The organism is Pseudaquabacterium terrae, assembly GCF_013266755.1.
GTDB lineage: Bacteria > Pseudomonadota > Gammaproteobacteria > Burkholderiales > Burkholderiaceae_C > Pseudaquabacterium > Pseudaquabacterium terrae.
Genome location: NZ_JABRWJ010000014.1, coordinates 79711 through 96562 on the forward strand (window position 1 = coordinate 79711; position 16852 = coordinate 96562).

Sequence of the window (16852 nt, forward strand, 5' to 3'; positions counted from 1 at the left end):
CTCTTCCCCCCAACACACCATGCGCATCGTCCCCCTGCCCCCTGGCCTGCTGCATGCCGGCCGCCCCGTTCCCTGCACGGTGCGCGATGCGCGCGGCGCGGTGCTGCTGCGCCGCGCCGCGCCCTGGCCGGCCGAGGGGCTGCGCGGCCTGCCGCAAGCCTGCGGCCTGTGGGTCGAAGCCGACGAGGCCGAGCGCCTGCGGGCGCCGGCGGCCAACGAATGCGCCGCGTTCGACCAGCGGGCCGGCCTGCGCGATGCCGACGCCAGCTACTGGCCGGCGCTGCAGGCGCGCGCCGACCGGCTGCTGCGCGCACCGCGCACGCCCGGTTTTCTCGACGAGCTCGAGGCGCTGCGCCACGAGCTGTCCGAGCGGCTGCGGCGCCAGCCCGACAAGACGCTGTTCGCGCTGGTGCACCTGGCCAGCACCTCGGTCGAGCAGTACAGCGCGACGCATGCGCTGCTGTGCGCCGCGTCGGCGATGCTGATCGCGCGCCAGCTGCCCGGCTGGTCCGAGGCGCAGCAGCGCTCGCTGACGCTGGCGGCGCTGACGATGAACGTGTGGATGACCGCGCTGCAGGACGAGCTGGCGCAGCAATCGGAGGCGCCGACGCCGGCGCAGCGGGCGGTCGTCGAAGGCCATTCGCGCGGCGCCGCGAAGCTGCTGGCCGAGATCGGCGTCACCGACCCAGCCTGGCTCGAAGCCGTCGCCCATCACCACGACGCCACTGCAGGCCCGCTCGGCCAGCGCAGCACCGGTTTGCAGCTGGCGCGCGTGCTGCAGCGCGTCGACCTGTTCACCGCGCGGCTGAGCCCGCGCCGATCGCGCCGCGCCATGTCCGCCGCGGCGGCGGCGCAGGCCGCCTACCTCGCCGAGGACGGCCAGCCGGACGAAGCCGGCATGCTGCTGATCCGCGCGCTCGGGCTCTATCCGCCGGGCTGCCGCGTGCGCCTGGCCAGCGGCGAGCTCGGCATCGTGCTGCGCCGCGGCGCGCGCGCCAACACGCCGGCCGTCGCCGCGGTGGCCGATGCTGCCGGCCGCCCGCTGGCGACGCCGGCGCTGCGCCAGGCCGCCGTGCAGCCGGACCACGCGGTCAAGGCCGCGCTGGCGCCGCACGATGCGGCGCTGCAATTGCCGTTCGACCGCTTGCTGGCGCTGGTCGCCGCTTGAGCTCCTAGCGCTTGGTCGGAGCGGCCTGCTAGACGATCCGCTGTGCGGCGAACGGCGGCTCGACCGGGCCCTGCGCGTCGGTCTTGTTCAGCAGCAGGATGCTGATCTTCGATACCGCATCGGTGAACATGCCGGCGACGGTGAAGGGCCGCGCCATGCCGGTCTTGGGCACCAGGCTGATGAAGGCCCAGCCGATCGCCGGGTTGTTCGGCACGCAATAGAAGATGCCCTCCTCGGGCATGCCGGCGAGCCGCGCGAGCTTGTACCGGCCCTGGCTGCCGACGTGCCCCGGATCGAAGGTGAAGGTGGTGCGCGCCGGCTGCAGCGGGTTCTCGGCCCACAGGAATTCACCGCCCAGGCCTTCGAGCGTGGCAATGTCGTCGGCGCCGTGCCAGCCGGCGGTCTGGGTCGGAATGCGCTCGACCGGACTGCGGTAGGCGCCGTGCAGGTGTTCGATCGTGTCGGCGCCGATGCGGCACTCTTTCAGGATCCGCTCGGCATTCAGGATGACGGTGCGTTCAGGCATGGCAGCTTCCAGTGGTGTGTTGGCGGCATCCTAGGGACGACGCCCGCCTTGAACACCCCTAGATGCTGCAGTGCAGCAGGCACGTTCCTAGCGCGCAAGAGCAGCGGCGCGGTCCGTCTTCAGCGCAACGACGGCAGGATCAGCGTCGACTGCTTCGTCGCGTCGAACACGAAGCGCATGTCGAGCCGGCCGTGGCTCGGGTGGCTGACCAAGTGGTCGCGCGTGTCGATGACCACCGCGATGCGGTGGCCGGCCGGCACGTCGTAGGCCGTGGCGACGAAGTCGACCGGGAAATCGATCACCTGGCCCGGCGTGCCGAAGTGCAGCGTGCGCGCGCCGTGCGTGATCAGCGTGCCGGTGCCGAGCGCGTCGACGTCGTACAGGTAGGCGACCGCCTGCGCCTGTCCCTGCGAAGGCTTCAGGCGCAGGTTGATGCGCGGGATGCCGCGCAGCTTCAGCGGCGCGACGAGCGTCGGGCCCTCGTAGCGCACACCCTGGCCGCGGAGCACCGAGGGCAGCCAGGTGAGCACCGGCAGGCCGAGGCTCTCGCCGGTGGTCGACAGGATCGGCAGCACGCCGCTGGTGGCGGTGGTGTCGAAGGTGTTGTCGATCGCGTCCATCGCGCTCTTGGTGTTGGCGTGGGTCTGCAGCGTGCCGTGCGCGCCAAGCCAGCAGAAGCAACCCAGGTCCCAGCGGATGTCGCCGCGCGGCGCGACGTTGTAGAAGCGGTCGATCACGCTGGCCGTCGGCCAGCTGTCGAAGTGCTCGCGGGCCTGCGAGAACTTCAGCTGCATCGTCACTTTCGGCTCGGCGACGATGCCGTTGTCGATGCCCTTGAGCCAGTAATCGAACCAGCGGTGCGCCTGGTCGTAGACGACGTTGTCGACGTCCAGCAGTGCGCCGGGCAACTCGGCCTGCGCGTGGATGCCCTGGTTGATCAAGAGCTTCTTCGGCCCGCTGAGCTGCTGGAACATCTTCAGCGTCGAGTTCGGCGTGAAGAGGTCGTCCTGGAAGTTCTTGCTCAGGAACACCGGCGCGTTGCGCGCATTGATCTGCGGCACGTAGGTCAGCGGCGAGCGGATGCGCGCCCAGGCCAGGATCTCGGCGATCTTGGCGGCCGAGGTGTTCGGGTCCTTCAGCGCGGTGACGTATTCGTTGACCTTCGGGTCCGGCCGTCCGGTGACCTGGCCGGCCAGCGCCAGCACGTCGGCCCAGGTGCGGTTCGGTGTCTCGGCGCCGTACAGCTCGTCGGGCAGGCTGCCCCAGGTCGACAGCGCGGCGACGGTCTTGACGCGCGGATCGTGCGCCAGCGCCAGCAGCGAGATGCCCGAGCCGTACGAGATGCCGCTCATTGCGACCTTGCCCATGTCGGTGGGCGTCTGCAGCGCCAGGTAGTCCAGCGCCGACGAGGCATCCTTGACGTCCTCGGGCCCGGCGACCTCGATCTGCCCGCCCGAGAGCCAGAAGCCGCGCGTGGTGTAGCTGAGCACGACGTAGCCGTCCTTGGCCAGCCGGTACGACTGGCCGAGGTACTCGAACAGGTCGGTCACCGCCCAGCTGCTGACCATCACGACGGCCGGGAACTTCTGGCCCGCGCTGGTTCGGCGCGGCAGGAAGACGTTGGCGGTGAGCTGCGTGCCGTCCCACGCGGTGATGCGCAGGTTGTTGAGCCAGCAGGTGCCGTCGTGCGGGTTGATCTTGCCGGGGTTGGCGAGGTTGCCGATGAAGATCTCGCCGGGGGCGACCGGCGTGCAGGCGAGCTCGGCGTGCGCGGCCGCCGTGAACAGCAGCAGGCTCGCCGCGAGGCGCTTCGATGGGAACATGATCAGGCTCTCCTAGAACGATGGGATGCGCACGAGACGATGCCGCCCGCTCGGTCCCCGAGGACGGGCGGCGCATCACCAGGAAGCAGTCAGGCGATAACCGTTAATTGACGTGGCATCAGCGCGCAGGATCGACGGCTGCGCCGGCTCGGGCGCGCGGCACGGCGAACGTTTGGGTCCCCTGCGGCGCGAGCGAAATTTAGTACGAGCGCTGGTTTTGGTGCGCTGCGGAAGAACCCTTGGTTTGGCATCCGAATGCAACAATCCGACAGCGCAGCGGCCTTCGTTCATGGGGGGTGTCGGGTGGCGTGCGCGGCCCGGGGTACGGTTTGGTACCAGCTCGAGGTACGGTTCGGTACCGCGGCGCTGCGGCATCATCGGCGGTCCCACCCGCCGCGAGAAGTCCCATGCCCCGTCCCGAAACGCTCGAAGCCTTCATCGCCCGCGTCGAGGCCAATGCGCACGTCGAAGCGGTCGAGGAGTACTACACCGCCGACGCCTCGATGCGCGAGAACCACGAGCCGCCGCGGATCGGCCGCGACCACCATGTCGCCAACGAGCGCCGCGTGCTCGGGCGGGCGAAGCGGATCGAGTCGACCTGCGTGCGGCCGGTCTTCGTCAACGGCGACCACGTCGTGATCCGCTGGATCTTCACGTTCGACTGGCACGACGGCACGACGACGCGCATGGAGGAGCTGGCCTGGCAGCGCTGGGCGGGCGAACGCATCGCCGAAGAGCAGTTCTTCTATGACCCGGTGCAACGCACGCCGCGGCGCATCGAGTCCTACCCGAACGGCACGCCAGCGCCTACGGACAGCGCGCCGCCCGGTTCCCACAATGGGTAGATGGCTCGTACACGGCTCTCCAGGGTTTGGGCGGTCCTGCGCGATCCTGGCAGCGGATGGGCAAAGCGTTCACGCTACGCAGCAGGCGGCCTGGCCGCACTGTTCATCGCCGCTGCCGCGTTGTTCCTGCTCTATGCGCTGGTCCTGATCCCGTTCACGCCGAGCACGCGCGACCTTCGAAGCGCAAAGACGGAGTACTCCGCGGTGCTCCGATCGGCGGATGGCCAGGAGCTCGCCGCCTTCAGGCGACGCAACCGCGAATGGGTCAAACTCACCGGCATGTCCCCGGCCATCGTCGACGCGCTGGTGGCCGCCGAGGATCACCGCTTCTTCGACCACCCCGGACTCGACTTCAAGCGCACGGCCGCCGCCGTGTTCCACACCTTGACCGGCGATGTCCAGGGCGGCTCGACGATCACGCAGCAGCTGGCGCGCAACCTCTATCCCGATGACATCGGCCGCTCGCTGTCGCTGACGCGCAAGCTCAAGGAGGCGATCACCGCGCTGAAGATCGAGTCGATCTACACCAAGCAGGAGATCCTCGAGACCTATCTCAACACCGTGCCGTTTCTCTACAACGCCTACGGCATCGAGATGGCGGCGCGGACCTACTTCGACAAGTCGGCGCACGAGCTCGATACGCTGGAGAGCGCCACGCTGATCGGGATGCTCAAGGGAACGAGCTACTACAACCCGGTGCTCAATCCCGAGCGAGCGGTGCAGCGGCGCAACATCGTGCTGGCCCAGATGGTCAAGCACCAGCGCCTGACGCCGGCCCGCTTCGAGGTGCTGCACAAGCGCCCCCTGCGCCTTGACTTCGAGCGCCAGCGCGAACCCGAGGGCGTCGCACCGCACTTCGCGGAACATCTGCGCAAGTGGCTCATCGGCTGGGCCGATCGCAACGGCTACAACCTCTACGCCGATGGCCTCGTGATCTACACGACCCTCGATTCGCGCCTGCAGAGCCTTGGCAATCAGGCGGTCGCGCGGCAGGCGCAGGCACTGCAGTCGGTGGCCGATGTCGAGTGGGGCAAACGTTCGCCGCAGGTGCTCTCCACCGACCTGGCGGCCTATGGGCACTTGCGCCGGCAGGTCGAGCCGTTCGCGCACTTCTGGAGCTCGCGCGGCGAGCTCCTGGACACGTTCATCCGGGAGACGGGCGCCTACCGGGCGGCCATCGCCGAAGGCCTGTCCGACGCCGATGCGATGTTGCGCTTGAAGGCCGATGCGGCCTTCCTGAAGACGCTGCGCTCGGACAAGACGCGCCTGCAGGCCGGCTTCGTCGCCATCGACCCGCGCAACGGGCATGTCAAGGCGTGGGTCGGCAGCCGCGACTTCCAGCAGGATCCGTTCGACCACGTGCACCAGGCGCGACGGCAGCCGGGGTCGACCTTCAAGCCGTTTGTCTATGCTGCCGCGTTCGAGCAGGGCGCGAAGCCGAACGACACGCTGATCGACAAGGCGGTCGAGATTGCGCTGGAGGGCGGCGAGGTCTGGCGGCCCAACGAGGGCGACGCGACCACCGGACAGGCGATGAGCCTGCGCAACGCCCTCGCGCAGTCGAAGAACACGATCACGGCGCAGCTCGTCCAGCGCGTGGGCGCCGGCAACGCGGCCAAGGTCGCGCATGCGATGGGTGTGCGGCAGAGCAAGCTCGATCCGGTGCCCTCGCTGGCGCTTGGAACGAGCCCGGTCACGCTGAAGGAGATGGTCTCGGGCTACGGCACGATCGTCAACGACGGCCACTACATCGAACCGATCCTGATCACCCGCATCGAGGACCGGCACCGACGCGTGCTCGCCGAGTTCGAGCCGCAGATGCAGCCCGCCATCTCCAGAGCAAGTGCGCATGCACTGATCGACGCGATGCGCGCCGTCATCGACGCCGGCACCGGCACCGCCATTCGCGAGCGCTTCGGCATTCAAGCCGATGTGGCCGGAAAGACCGGCACCACGCAGAACAACACCGATGGCTGGTTCATCCTGATGCACCCGCAACTCGTCGGCGGCGCCTGGGTCGGCTTCAACGACAACCGCGTGGCGATGCGCAGCGCCCACTGGGGCCAGGGCGGCCACAGCGCCCTGCACATCGTCGGCGACTTCTTTCAGCAGGCGCTTGCCACGCAGGCCGTCGACCCGCGGGCGGGCTTTGCCGCACCGCGCGAGCGCCCCGCGTTGGAGCCGGTGCCGGTGCTGCGCGACATGGGAGGCTGGCTGGCGCGCGTCTTCGGACCGCAGCGACCGCCGGATCGCCGGCGCGGCGGTTCGGTCCCGCCGGGCGAGATCCTGCCTGAGGAAGAGGTCCACGAGCGCAGGCGGTGACTGCTGGCGTGACGCGGCATCATCGCGGCCCGCCCGCTGCGAGGAGCACCCGCACGGCAAGCCGTTGGCATGCTCCGATGAGCCGCGTTTCTTGGGCCAGAAACGCTCGCTGCTGTTCGTCGACGTGCCGTGATGCGGCGCGTCCAGCGCATGGCCGCGTCGATAACGCGTCAGGCGAGCGCGCGCTGGTCGGCTGCGGCGAATTCGGGCAGCGTCTGACCTTCGCGCTGCAGCAGCAGCGTCAGGTAGCGCGCTTCCCATTCGGTCATCACGACCGACCAGTCGCGCGCGATCGCCCGCGTGCGGCCCTGCGCGGCCCAGCGCTGCGGCGCGCCGTCCTCGAGCAGCGTGGCGAGCGCCGCGGCCCAGTCGGCCGGATCGCGCGAGCGCACGACGAGGCCGGCGCCTTCGGCCAGCTCGGGCAGCGCGCCGTAGCCGCTGGTGATCACCGGCGTGCCGCAGGCCATCGCCTCGAGCACGGCGAGGCCGAAGGTCTCGCGGTCGCCGGCATGCACGAAGCCGTCGACGTTGGCCATCAGCCGCGCCAGGCGATGGTCGGGCTGCGGCGCGAGCACGCGCACCTGCGCACCGGTCGGCGGCAGCGGCCCGCTGCCGACCGCCAGCAGCAGGCAACGGGGCCCGAGCTGGCGCACCGCCTCGACCAGCAGCGGCAGGTTCTTGTCGGCCTCGAAGCGGCCGGCGTACAGCAGCAGCGTGCTGCCGGGCGCGGCACCGATCAGCCGCTCGAGCTGCCAGCGCCACGCCGGCTCGCGCAGGCGCGGCGTGAACAGCGCGCTGTCGACGCCGAGGCTTTGCAGGCGCACGTTCGACACGCCGAAGCCGCGCAGCACGCGCACCGTCGATTCGCTGGGCGCGAGCACTTCGTCGAAGTGCGCGTAGAAGCGGCGCAGGTAGGCGCCGGTCGAGCGTTCGACCCAGCGCGCCAAGTGGCCCGAGCGCGTGTGCTGGCCGAACCAGCCGCCCAGCGCGGTCGGCAACTCGTAGAGGCAGCAGGCCACCACCGGCACGCGCAGCCTGCGCGCCGCGGCCAGCGCGGCCCAGCCGAGCACGCCGGCATCGGCGACCTCGATCAGGTCGGGCTCGGCGCGTTCGATCAGCCGCTGCGCGCGGCCGGCATCGGCCACCACGCGGCGCCCGCCGGACCACGGCGCCGGCACGCTGGGGCAGGACACGACGCCCCGGCCATGGCCCTGCGGCGCGACGATCGTGTGGCGCCAGCCGGCCGCCTGCAGCCAGGCGTGCTTGGCGCCGAGGTAACGCTGGCTCGCGTCGTCCCACAGCGCCGAGACGTCGAGCAGGTGGTTGCCCTCGCGGGGGGCGGGCAGCGGGGCCGGTTCGGAGACCGGGTCCGGGCGGGAGAGCATGGCGGTGGCGGAACGCATGGCGCCCTTGGGCAAACGGCGCGCCCGAGCGCGCCTTCACGTCACGGTCGCTTGAAGCTGTAGAGCGTGGCCTGTCCCGGGGCTGGCGCTGCCTCCGACTCCGGCGCTGGGTCGGCGGCCTGCGCCTCCTCGTCGCTGAGCGGACCACGATCGATCAGCGCGGCCAGCGCGGCCGGATCGACCGGCTTGAGCACATGCTCGTCGAAGCCCGCTTCGCGGCCGCGGCGGCGATCGGCCGGCTGGCCGTAGCCGGTCAGCGCGACGATGCGCGTGCGCTTGAGCGCCGGCATCGCGCGCATGCGGCGCGCGACCTCGTAGCCGTCGAGCAGCGGCAGGCCGATGTCGAGCAGCACGATCTCGGGCGCGAACTCGGCCACGCAGCTCAATGCGGCCATGCCGTCGCGCGACACGCGCACCGTGTGGCCGCTCATCGTCAGCATCAGCGCCGTGGTGTCGGCGACGTCGACGTTGTCCTCCACCAGCAGGATGCGTCGCCGCGGCAGGGCATCCGCCGCCGCGGGCGCGTCCGCAGCCGGCAGGTCCTCGACGGCCTGCAGGCAGGGCAGGAAGACACGGAACTCGGCGCCGCGCCCGGCGCCGGCGCTGAAGGCCTCGACATGGCCGCCGTGCAGGCGCACCAGGCGCTGCACCAACGTCAGCCCGACGCCCAGGCCGCCCTGGTTGCGGTCGAGCGCGCGCTGGCCCTGCTCGAACAGCTCGAACACGCGCGGCAGCAGCTCGGGCTCGATGCCCATGCCGTTGTCGCGCACGATCACCATCGCGCGGCCCTGCTCGACGGTCAGCCCGATGTGCAGATTGCCGCCGTTCTGGGTGTACTTGGTGGCGTTGGACAGCAGGTTGCTGATCACCTGCTGCAGCCGCGCACCATCGCCCAGCACCCACACCGGCTGCGGCGGCAGCGCCTGCGTCAGCGATTGCTGGCGCGCCGCCAGCAGCGGCCGCTGCAGCTCGATGCACTGGCTGATCAGCACGCCCAGGTCGACCGGCGACTTCTGCAGCACGATCTTGCCCTGGCTGATGCGCGCGACGTCGAGCAGCTCGTCGACCAGCCGCGTCAGCTGGCGCACCTGGCGATCGGTGATGTCGGTGGCCCAGCGCAGCTTCGGATCGTGGCCGCCGATGCGGCGGATCACCTCGACCGCGTTGGCGATCGGCGACAGCGGATTGCGCAGCTCGTGCGACAGCATCGCCAGGAACTCGTCCTTGCGCCGGTTCGCCTCCTCGAGCCGCACTTCGGCGCGGCGGCGCTCGGCGATCTCGTCCTGCAGGTTCTGGTACAGCTGCGCGGTCGCGAAGGCGATGGCCGCGCGGTTCGCCACCTCCTCGAGCACGGCCGCGCCGAGCGGGGTCGGCGGTCCGTCGATCAGCAACGCGCCGAGCGGGTGCTCGCCGCTGCGCAGCAGGTGCACGTGCTCGCCGCCGGCGGCCAGGCGCGCGCGTTCCCTCTCGCTCAAGGCCGCGGGGTCGACGTCGACCGCGGCCAGGTCACCGCTGCCGCGGCGCGCGGCGCGGTGCGGCCGCTGCTGCTCGTCGAACAGCACGACGCTGGCCTGGGTGCACAGCTGCGGCACGACCATGCCGAGCAGCTTGTGCAGGCCGGCGCGCACGTCGAGCAGGCCCGACAGCGCATGGCTCAGGTCCGACAGGCAGGCCGAGCGCCGCGTCGACTCCTCGGCCACCTGCAGCGCGGCGGCCGAGGCCGCCAGCGCGACGCGCTCGTCGGCCTGCTGCGCGATGCGCCGCTGCAGCGCATGCAGCTCGACGAAGACGCGCACCTTCGAGCGCAGGATGTCCGGCACCACCGGCGACAGGATGTAGTCGACCGCGCCGAGCGAATAACCGCGCGAGGTCTGCAGCTCGTCGGCATAGGCGGTGATGAAGATGATCGGCGTGTGCGCCGAGCGCTTGTAGCGGCGGATCAGCGTCGCGGTCTCGAAGCCGTCGATGTCCGGCATGTTGACGTCGAGCAGGATCACCGCGAACTCGCGCTGCAGCACCTCGCGCAGCGCCTCGGAACCTGAACGCACGAACACCAGGTTCTGGTGCAGGTCCTCCAGCACGGTGCGGAAGACCAGCAGCTTCTCCGGCAGGTCGTCGACGACCAGGATGTTGGCCTTGTCGACCGCGGCTTCCTTCGATGGGCTCAACGACACAGCCATCCCCTCATTACTGCAAGCAGGTGCAGCGGATCGACCGGCTTGGACAGGTAGTCCCAGGCGCCGGCCTCGATGCACTTCTGGCGGTCACCCTTCATCGCCTTCGCGGTCACCGCCACCATCGGCAGCTCGCGCCCGCGCGGCAGCTTGCGGATCTGCTGCATGGTCGCGATGCCGTCCATCTCCGGCATCATGATGTCCATCAGCACGATGTCGATCGTCGGGTCCTGCTCGACCTGGCGGATCGCATCGCGGCCATTGTCCGCCGAGACGATGATCATGCCCACTTCGTCGAGCACGGTGGCCAGCGCGAAGATGTTGCGCATGTCGTCGTCGACGATCAGCGCCTTCTTGCCCTTCAGGCCGGACTGCGCCTCGAGCGAGGCCTCGATCTCGCGCCGCTCGACGTCGGACAGCACCGCCGGGCTGCGGTGCAGCCAGAAGGCCACGTGCGTGCGCAGCGCGGCCATCGAATCGGCGTCGCTCTGGCCGAAGCCGCCGCGCTCGCGGGCCCAGACGCTGTTGCCGGCGCCTTCGGCCGGCGCATCGGCCGGCCGGTACAGCACCAGCGGCAGCTGGCAGACATCGCCGCGCTCGGCGATCGCATCCAGCACGTCCTCCGGGCCGAAGTCCGGCAGCGTGGCATCGGCGATCACGCAGTCGGCGTCGGCCAGCAGCCCGCGCGCGGCCTCGGCATCGTCGGCCACCACGGCCTCGACATCGCTGTCCAGGCCCTCGAGCAGCTCGCTGCGCGCCGGCGACGGCGGCATCACGATGGCCAGCCGCTTGACCGGCCGGTCGAGGTAGCGCCCGAGCTGCGCGATCGCCGCATGCGCGACGTCGACCGATTGCAGCGGCTTGGCCAGGAAGCCGATCGCGCCGGCCTGCAGCGCGCGGTCGCGCGCATCGTCGGTCGAGACCACGCAGATCGGGATGTGGCGCGTCACCAGGTCGGCCTTCAGCCGGTCGAGAATGCGCCAGCCTTCCATGTCCGGCAGGTGGATGTCGAGCGTGATGACGCTCGGCTGGAACTCGCGCGTCATCGTCAGCGCGCTCGCACCGGTGCCGGTGACCAGGCCCTTGAAGCCGTTCTGCCGCGCGACGTCGAGCAGCAGCTTCGCGAAGCCGAGCTCGTTCTCGACGATGAGCAGCACGCGGTCGCCGGCGCCGATCTCGTCACGATCGTCGTCGGCGTCGTTGGCGAAGACCACCGGCACGCCGGTGACCGATTGGTCGTCGGGATAACGCGGCATGACGGCCGGGATCGACTCGGCGTGGCGCGATGCGGTGGGTACGCTTTCGGCGGTGGGCGCCGGCAGCGCCGCATCCATCGGCGCGGCGCGGCGCTGGCGCTCGTCGCCGGCGTTCTCGGCAGCCGCGGCGCGGCCGTGGCGCACGCTGCGCGTCGGGTTGTAGCTCTGCGGCAGGTAGAGCGTGAACACGCTGCCCTGCCCCGGTGTGCTGACCAGCCGGATCTCGCCGCCGAGCAGGCGCGACAGCTCGCGGCTGATCGCCAGGCCCAGGCCCGTGCCGCCGTACTTGCGCGAGGTCGAGCCGTCGGCCTGCTGGAAGGCCTCGAAGATGATCTGCTGCTTGTCCGGCGAGATGCCGATGCCGGTGTCGGAGACCGAGAAGGCGATCACCTGCGCGGCGCGGTTCAGCTCCTCGTTGCCGGGCGCCCAGCCGTCGGCGGCCTGCGCGATCGTGAAGGTCACCTGGCCGACATGGGTGAACTTGAAAGCGTTCGACAGCAGGTTCTTGATGATCTGCTGCAGCCGCTTGACGTCGGTGACCAGCGTCTTCGGCAGCGGCTGCTCGAGCTGCACGACGAACTCGACGTGCTTGGACTCCGCGAAGTGGCGGAAGCCGCGCTCGACCGAGCGGTGCAGCTCGTCGAGCCGCAGCTCGCTGATGTCGACCGCGACGGTGCCCGACTCGATCTTCGACAGGTCGAGGATGTCGTTGATCAGCATCAGCAGGTCGTTGCCCGACGAGTGGATCGTCTTGGCGAACTCGACCTGCTTGCCGCTCAGGTTGCCGTCGGGGTTCTTGCACAGCTGGTCGGACAGGATCAGCAGCGAGTTGAGCGGCGTGCGCAGCTCGTGCGACATGTTGGCGAGGAATTCGCTCTTGTACTTCGAGGTCAGCGCCAGCTGCTCGGCCTTTTCTTCGAGTGCCTGGCGCGCCTGCTCGACCTCGGTGTTCTTGCGTTCGACCTCCTGGTTCTGGTGGGCAAGCAATCGCGCCTTGTTCTGCAGCTCCTGGTTGGTCGTCTGCAGCTCTTCCTGCCGGCTGCCCAGCTCCTCGGCCAGCGATTGCGACTGCTTCAGCAAGTCCTCGGTCCGAGTATTCGCCTCGATCGTATTGATCACGATGCCGATCGATTCGGTCAGCTGGTCGAGAAAGGCCTCGTGCACCGGGTTGAAGTGGCCGAGCGAGGCCAGCTCCAGCACGCCGCGCACCTGGCCTTCGAAGATCACCGGCAGCACCAGCACATCCATCGCCGCGTTCTCGGACAGGCCCGAGGCGATGCGGAAGGCCTGCGAGGGAATGTTGGTCAGCAGAACCTTGCGCTTGTCGAGCGCGCATTGGCCGACCAGGCCCTGGCCCAGGTCGACCTCCTTGCCATGCACCGCCTGGCCGCCCGACGCATAACTCGCGCGCAGCTTCAGCCGCGGCAGCTCGCCGCCGGTGCTCATGACATAGAACTCCGCCTGCTGCGCGCCGACCACCGGCGCCAGCTCCGACAGGATCAGCTGGCCGACGGTGACCAGGTCGCGCTGGCCCTGCAGCATGCGGCTGAACTTGGCGAGGTTGGTCTTCAGCCAGTCCTGCTCGGTGTTCTTCTGCGTCGTGTCCTTCAGGTTGCGGATCATCTCGTTGATGGTGTCCTTCAAGGCCGCGACCTCGCCCTGCGTCTCGACGGTGATCGATCGCGTCAGGTCGCCCTGCGTCACCGCGGTGGCCACTTCGGCGATCGCGCGCACCTGCGTGGTCAGGTTGGCCGCGAGCTCGTTGACGTTCTCGGTCAGGCCCTTCCAGGTGCCCGCGGCGCCCGGCACCTTGGCCTGCCCGCCGAGCTTGCCTTCGACGCCGACCTCGCGCGCCACCGTCGTCACCTGGTCGGCGAAGGTCGCCAGCGTGTCGATCATCGAGTTGATGGTCTCGGCCAGCGCGGCGATCTCGCCCTTGGCTTCCACGGTCAGCTTGCGCTTCAGGTCGCCGTTGGCCACTGCCGTCACCACCTTCGCGATGCCGCGTACTTGGGACGTCAGGTTGCCGGCCATGAAGTTGACGTTGTCGGTCAGGTCCTTCCAGGTGCCCGACACGCCGCGCACCTGCGCCTGGCCGCCCAGCCGCCCTTCGGTGCCGACCTCGCGCGCCACCCGCGTCACTTCCGCCGCGAACGACGACAGCTGGTCGACCATCGTGTTGATGGTGTTCTTCAACTCCAGGATCTCGCCCTTGACGTCGACGGTGATCTTCTTCGACAGCGCGCCGGCCGCGACGGCCTTGGTCACGTCGGCGATGTTGCGCACCTGGCTGGTCAGGTTCGAGGCCATCAGGTTCACGCTGTCGGTCAGGTCCTTCCAGGTGCCGGCGACGCCCTGCACATCGGCCTGGCCGCCGAGCTTGCCCTCGGTGCCGACCTCGCGCGCGACACGCGTCACTTCGGCGGCGAACGAGCGCAACTGGTCGACCATCGTGTTGATGGTGTTCTTCAGCTCCAGGATCTCGCCCTTGACGTCGACGGTGATCTTCTTGGACAGGTCGCCCGCCGCCACCGCGGTGGTCACCTCGGCGATGTTGCGCACCTGGGACGTCAGGTTCCCGGCCATGAAGTTGACGGATTCCGTCAAGTCCTTCCAGGTGCCGGCCACGCCCTGCACGTCGGCCTGGCCGCCGAGCTTGCCTTCGGTGCCCACCTCGCGCGCCACCCGCGTCACCTCGGCCGCGAACGACCGCAATTGATCGACCAGCGTATTGACGGTGTTCTTCAGCTCGAGGATCTCGCCCTTGCCGTCGACGGTGATCTTCTTCGACAAGTCACCGGCGGCCACCGCCTTGGTCACGTCGGCGATGTTGCGCACCTGGGACGTCAGGTTCGAGGCCATCGAGTTGACCGACTCGGTCAGGTCCTTCCAGGTGCCGGCCACACCCTGCACGTCGGCCTGGCCGCCGAGCTTGCCTTCGGTGCCGACCTCGCGCGCCACGCGCGTCACTTCGGCCGCGAACGACGACAGCTGGTCGACCATCGTGTTGATGGTGTTCTTCAGCTCCAGGATCTCGCCCTTGACGTCGACGGTGATCTTCTTCGACAGGTCGCCGGCCGCCACCGCGGTCGTCACGTCGGCGATGTTGCGTACTTGGGACGTTAGATTGCCGGCCATGAAGTTGACGGATTCCGTCAAGTCCTTCCAGGTGCCGGCGACACCTTGCACATCGGCCTGGCCGCCGAGCTTGCCTTCGGTGCCGACCTCGCGCGCCACGCGCGTCACTTCCGCAGCAAATGAACGCAGCTGGTCGACCATCGTGTTGATGGTCGCCTTCAGCTCGAGGATCTCGCCCTTGACGTCGACGGTGATCTTCTTCGACAAGTCACCGGCCGCCACCGCCTTGGTCACGTCGGCGATGTTGCGTACTTGGGACGTTAGATTGCCGGCCATCGAGTTGACCGAGTCCGTCAGGTCCTTCCAGGTGCCCGATACGCCCTTCACTTCGGCCTGCCCGCCCAGGCGCCCTTCGGTGCCCACTTCGCGCGCCACCCGCGTCACTTCGGCGGCGAACGACGACAACTGGTCGACCATCGTGTTGATCGTTGCCTTCAACTCCAGGATCTCGCCCTTGACGTCGACGGTGATCTTCTTCGACAGGTCGCCGGCGGCCACTGCCTTGGTCACGTCGGCGATGTTGCGCACCTGGCTCGTCAGGTTCGATGCCATCGAGTTGACCGAGTCGGTCAGGTCCTTCCAGGTGCCGGCCACGCCCTGCACCTCGGCCTGGCCACCGAGCTTGCCCTCCGTGCCGACCTCGCGCGCGACCCGTGTCACTTCGGCCGCGAACGAGCGCAGCTGGTCGACCATCGTGTTGATGGTGTTCTTCAGCTCCAGGATCTCGCCCTTGACGTCGACGGTGATCTTCTTCGACAGGTCACCGGCCGCGACGGCCGTCGTCACTTCCGCGATGTTGCGCACCTGGCTCGTCAGGTTGCCGGCCATGAAGTTGACCGACTCTGTCAGGTCCTTCCAGGTGCCGGCCACGCCCTGCACGTCGGCCTGGCCGCCGAGCTTGCCTTCGGTGCCGACCTCGCGCGCCACCCGCGTCACTTCCGCCGCGAACGACCGCAGCTGGTCGACCATCGTATTGACGGTGTTCTTCAGCTCCAGGATCTCGCCCTTGACGTCGACGGTGATCTTCTTGGACAGGTCGCCGGCGGCCACCGCCTTGGTCACGTCGGCGATGTTGCGCACCTGGCTCGTCAAGTTGCCGGCCATCGAGTTGACCGAGTCGGTCAGGTCCTTCCAGGTGCCGGAGACGCCTTCGACCCGCGCCTGGCCGCCGAGCGAACCTTCGGTGCCGACCTCGCGCGCCACGCGCGTCACTTCGGACGCGAACGAACGCAGCTGATCGACCATCGTGTTGATGGTGTTCTTCAGCGTCAGGAACTCGCCCTTGACGTCGACCTCGATCTTCTTCGACAGGTCGCCCTTGGCGACGGCGGTCGTCACGTCGGCGATGTTGCGCACCTGGTCGGTCAGGTTGCCGGCCATCGAGTTGACCGAGTCGGTCAGGTCCTTCCAGGTCCCGGCCACGCCCTTGACGGTGGCCTGGCCGCCGAGCTTGCCCTCGGTGCCGACCTCACGCGCCACGCGCGTGACCTCGGCGGAGAAGTTGCCGAGCTGGTCGACCATCTTGTTGATCGTTTCCGCCGCGCGCAGGAACTCGCCTTCGAGCGGCCGGCCGTCGACCTCCAGCGCCATGCTCTTGGAGAGGTCGCCCTGCGCCACCGCGCCGATCACCCGCGCCACCTCGGAGGTCGGGTGCACCAGGTCGTCGATCAGCGAGTTGATCGAGTCGATCGATTCGCTCCAGAAGCCGCGCGCCTCGCGCAGCGATGCCCGCTGCTTCAGCTTGCCCTGCTTGCCGACGACCTGGCGCAGCCGCGCCAGTTCTTCCGCCATCGCGGCGTTCTGCTCGACCACATCGTTGAAGGCGTCGGCAACGCGGCCGGCGACCCCTGGCCAGTGCAGCGGCAGCCGCACGCTCGCGTCCCCTTTGCGCAGCGCAACCAGCGCTGCCAGCATCATCTGCAGTTCCTCGGTGGGCTCCAGCCGGGCGGGCGATTCCATGACGGTCATGCAGTGCTCCTGGGCGTTGGGATCCGCATCGCGGATTGGAAACGGCAGCACCTTCCATGCCACGACCAGGGGCAACACCGCCAGGTCGGCAGCATCGGGAAAGCGTGACGTCGCGCACGCTTGGCCGGCGCCGCCTCGGGCGTGGCATTCGCGCGGTCTGGCGCCAGCGGCAGTAAGTCTTTGCGAGCCCCGGTAATCTTTGCAGCAAAGGCGGCGCGGCGGCGCCCGC

Annotated in this window: 9 protein-coding genes; 3 read left to right on the forward strand and 6 right to left on the reverse strand. The window is 69.3% G+C overall.

Annotation, left to right across the window (positions count from 1 at the left end; all coding sequences use genetic code 11):
* The first annotated feature begins 19 nt into the window (after positions 1–19).
* Positions 20–1168 carry an HD-GYP domain-containing protein gene (locus tag HLB44_RS33040; protein WP_173133823.1) on the forward strand — a complete coding sequence of 383 codons (1149 nt, stop codon included), beginning with the start codon at positions 20–22 and terminating at the stop codon, positions 1166–1168.
* Positions 1169–1196: 28 nt separating this feature from the next.
* On the opposite strand, the gene HLB44_RS33045 is transcribed toward HLB44_RS33040, so the two are convergent.
* From HLB44_RS33045 to HLB44_RS33055, 3 genes are all read right to left on the reverse strand, one after another.
* Entirely contained in the window at positions 1197–1694 is a 498-nt protein-coding gene (locus HLB44_RS33045) for a hypothetical protein (protein ID WP_173133825.1), read from the reverse strand.
* Positions 1695–1813: 119 nt separating this feature from the next.
* Positions 1814–3517 carry a CocE/NonD family hydrolase gene (locus HLB44_RS33050; protein ID WP_173133827.1) on the reverse strand — a complete coding sequence of 568 codons (1704 nt, stop codon included), beginning with the start codon at positions 3515–3517 and terminating at the stop codon, positions 1814–1816.
* Positions 3518–3592: 75 nt separating this feature from the next.
* Complete coding sequence (locus HLB44_RS33055) at positions 3593–3808, reverse strand: hypothetical protein (RefSeq protein WP_173133830.1); 216 nt, start codon at positions 3806–3808, stop codon at positions 3593–3595.
* A 116-nt stretch (positions 3809–3924) separates the two neighbouring features.
* Between HLB44_RS33055 and HLB44_RS33060 the strand changes: the two genes are divergently transcribed.
* Positions 3925–4362 carry a nuclear transport factor 2 family protein gene (locus HLB44_RS33060; RefSeq protein ID WP_173133833.1) on the forward strand — a complete coding sequence of 146 codons (438 nt, stop codon included), beginning with the start codon at positions 3925–3927 and terminating at the stop codon, positions 4360–4362.
* On the forward strand, positions 4363–6684 hold the full coding sequence (locus HLB44_RS33065; protein WP_173133850.1) for a penicillin-binding protein 1A: 2322 nt from the start codon (positions 4363–4365) through the stop codon (positions 6682–6684). It begins immediately after the preceding gene.
* Between the two features lie 170 nt (positions 6685–6854).
* Here the strand turns inward: HLB44_RS33065 and HLB44_RS33070 are convergent, their stop codons facing one another.
* Genes HLB44_RS33070 through HLB44_RS33080 form a run of 3 tightly spaced genes read right to left on the reverse strand, consistent with a single transcriptional unit; the run spans position 6855 to position 16614 of the window.
* The gene (locus HLB44_RS33070; protein WP_173133852.1) at positions 6855–8069 is read right to left on the reverse strand and encodes a glycosyltransferase; all 1215 of its coding nucleotides are present in this window, start codon (positions 8067–8069) and stop codon (positions 6855–6857) included.
* A 59-nt stretch (positions 8070–8128) separates the two neighbouring features.
* A complete protein-coding gene (locus HLB44_RS33075) occupies positions 8129–10255 on the reverse strand; it encodes a hybrid sensor histidine kinase/response regulator (protein WP_246312610.1) in 2127 nt (708 codons plus the stop codon).
* On the reverse strand, positions 10252–16614 hold the full coding sequence (locus tag HLB44_RS33080; RefSeq protein ID WP_217283908.1) for a hybrid sensor histidine kinase/response regulator: 6363 nt from the start codon (positions 16612–16614) through the stop codon (positions 10252–10254). The genes HLB44_RS33075 and HLB44_RS33080 overlap by 4 nt, the downstream gene beginning before the upstream one ends.
* Positions 16615–16852 lie beyond the last annotated feature (238 nt).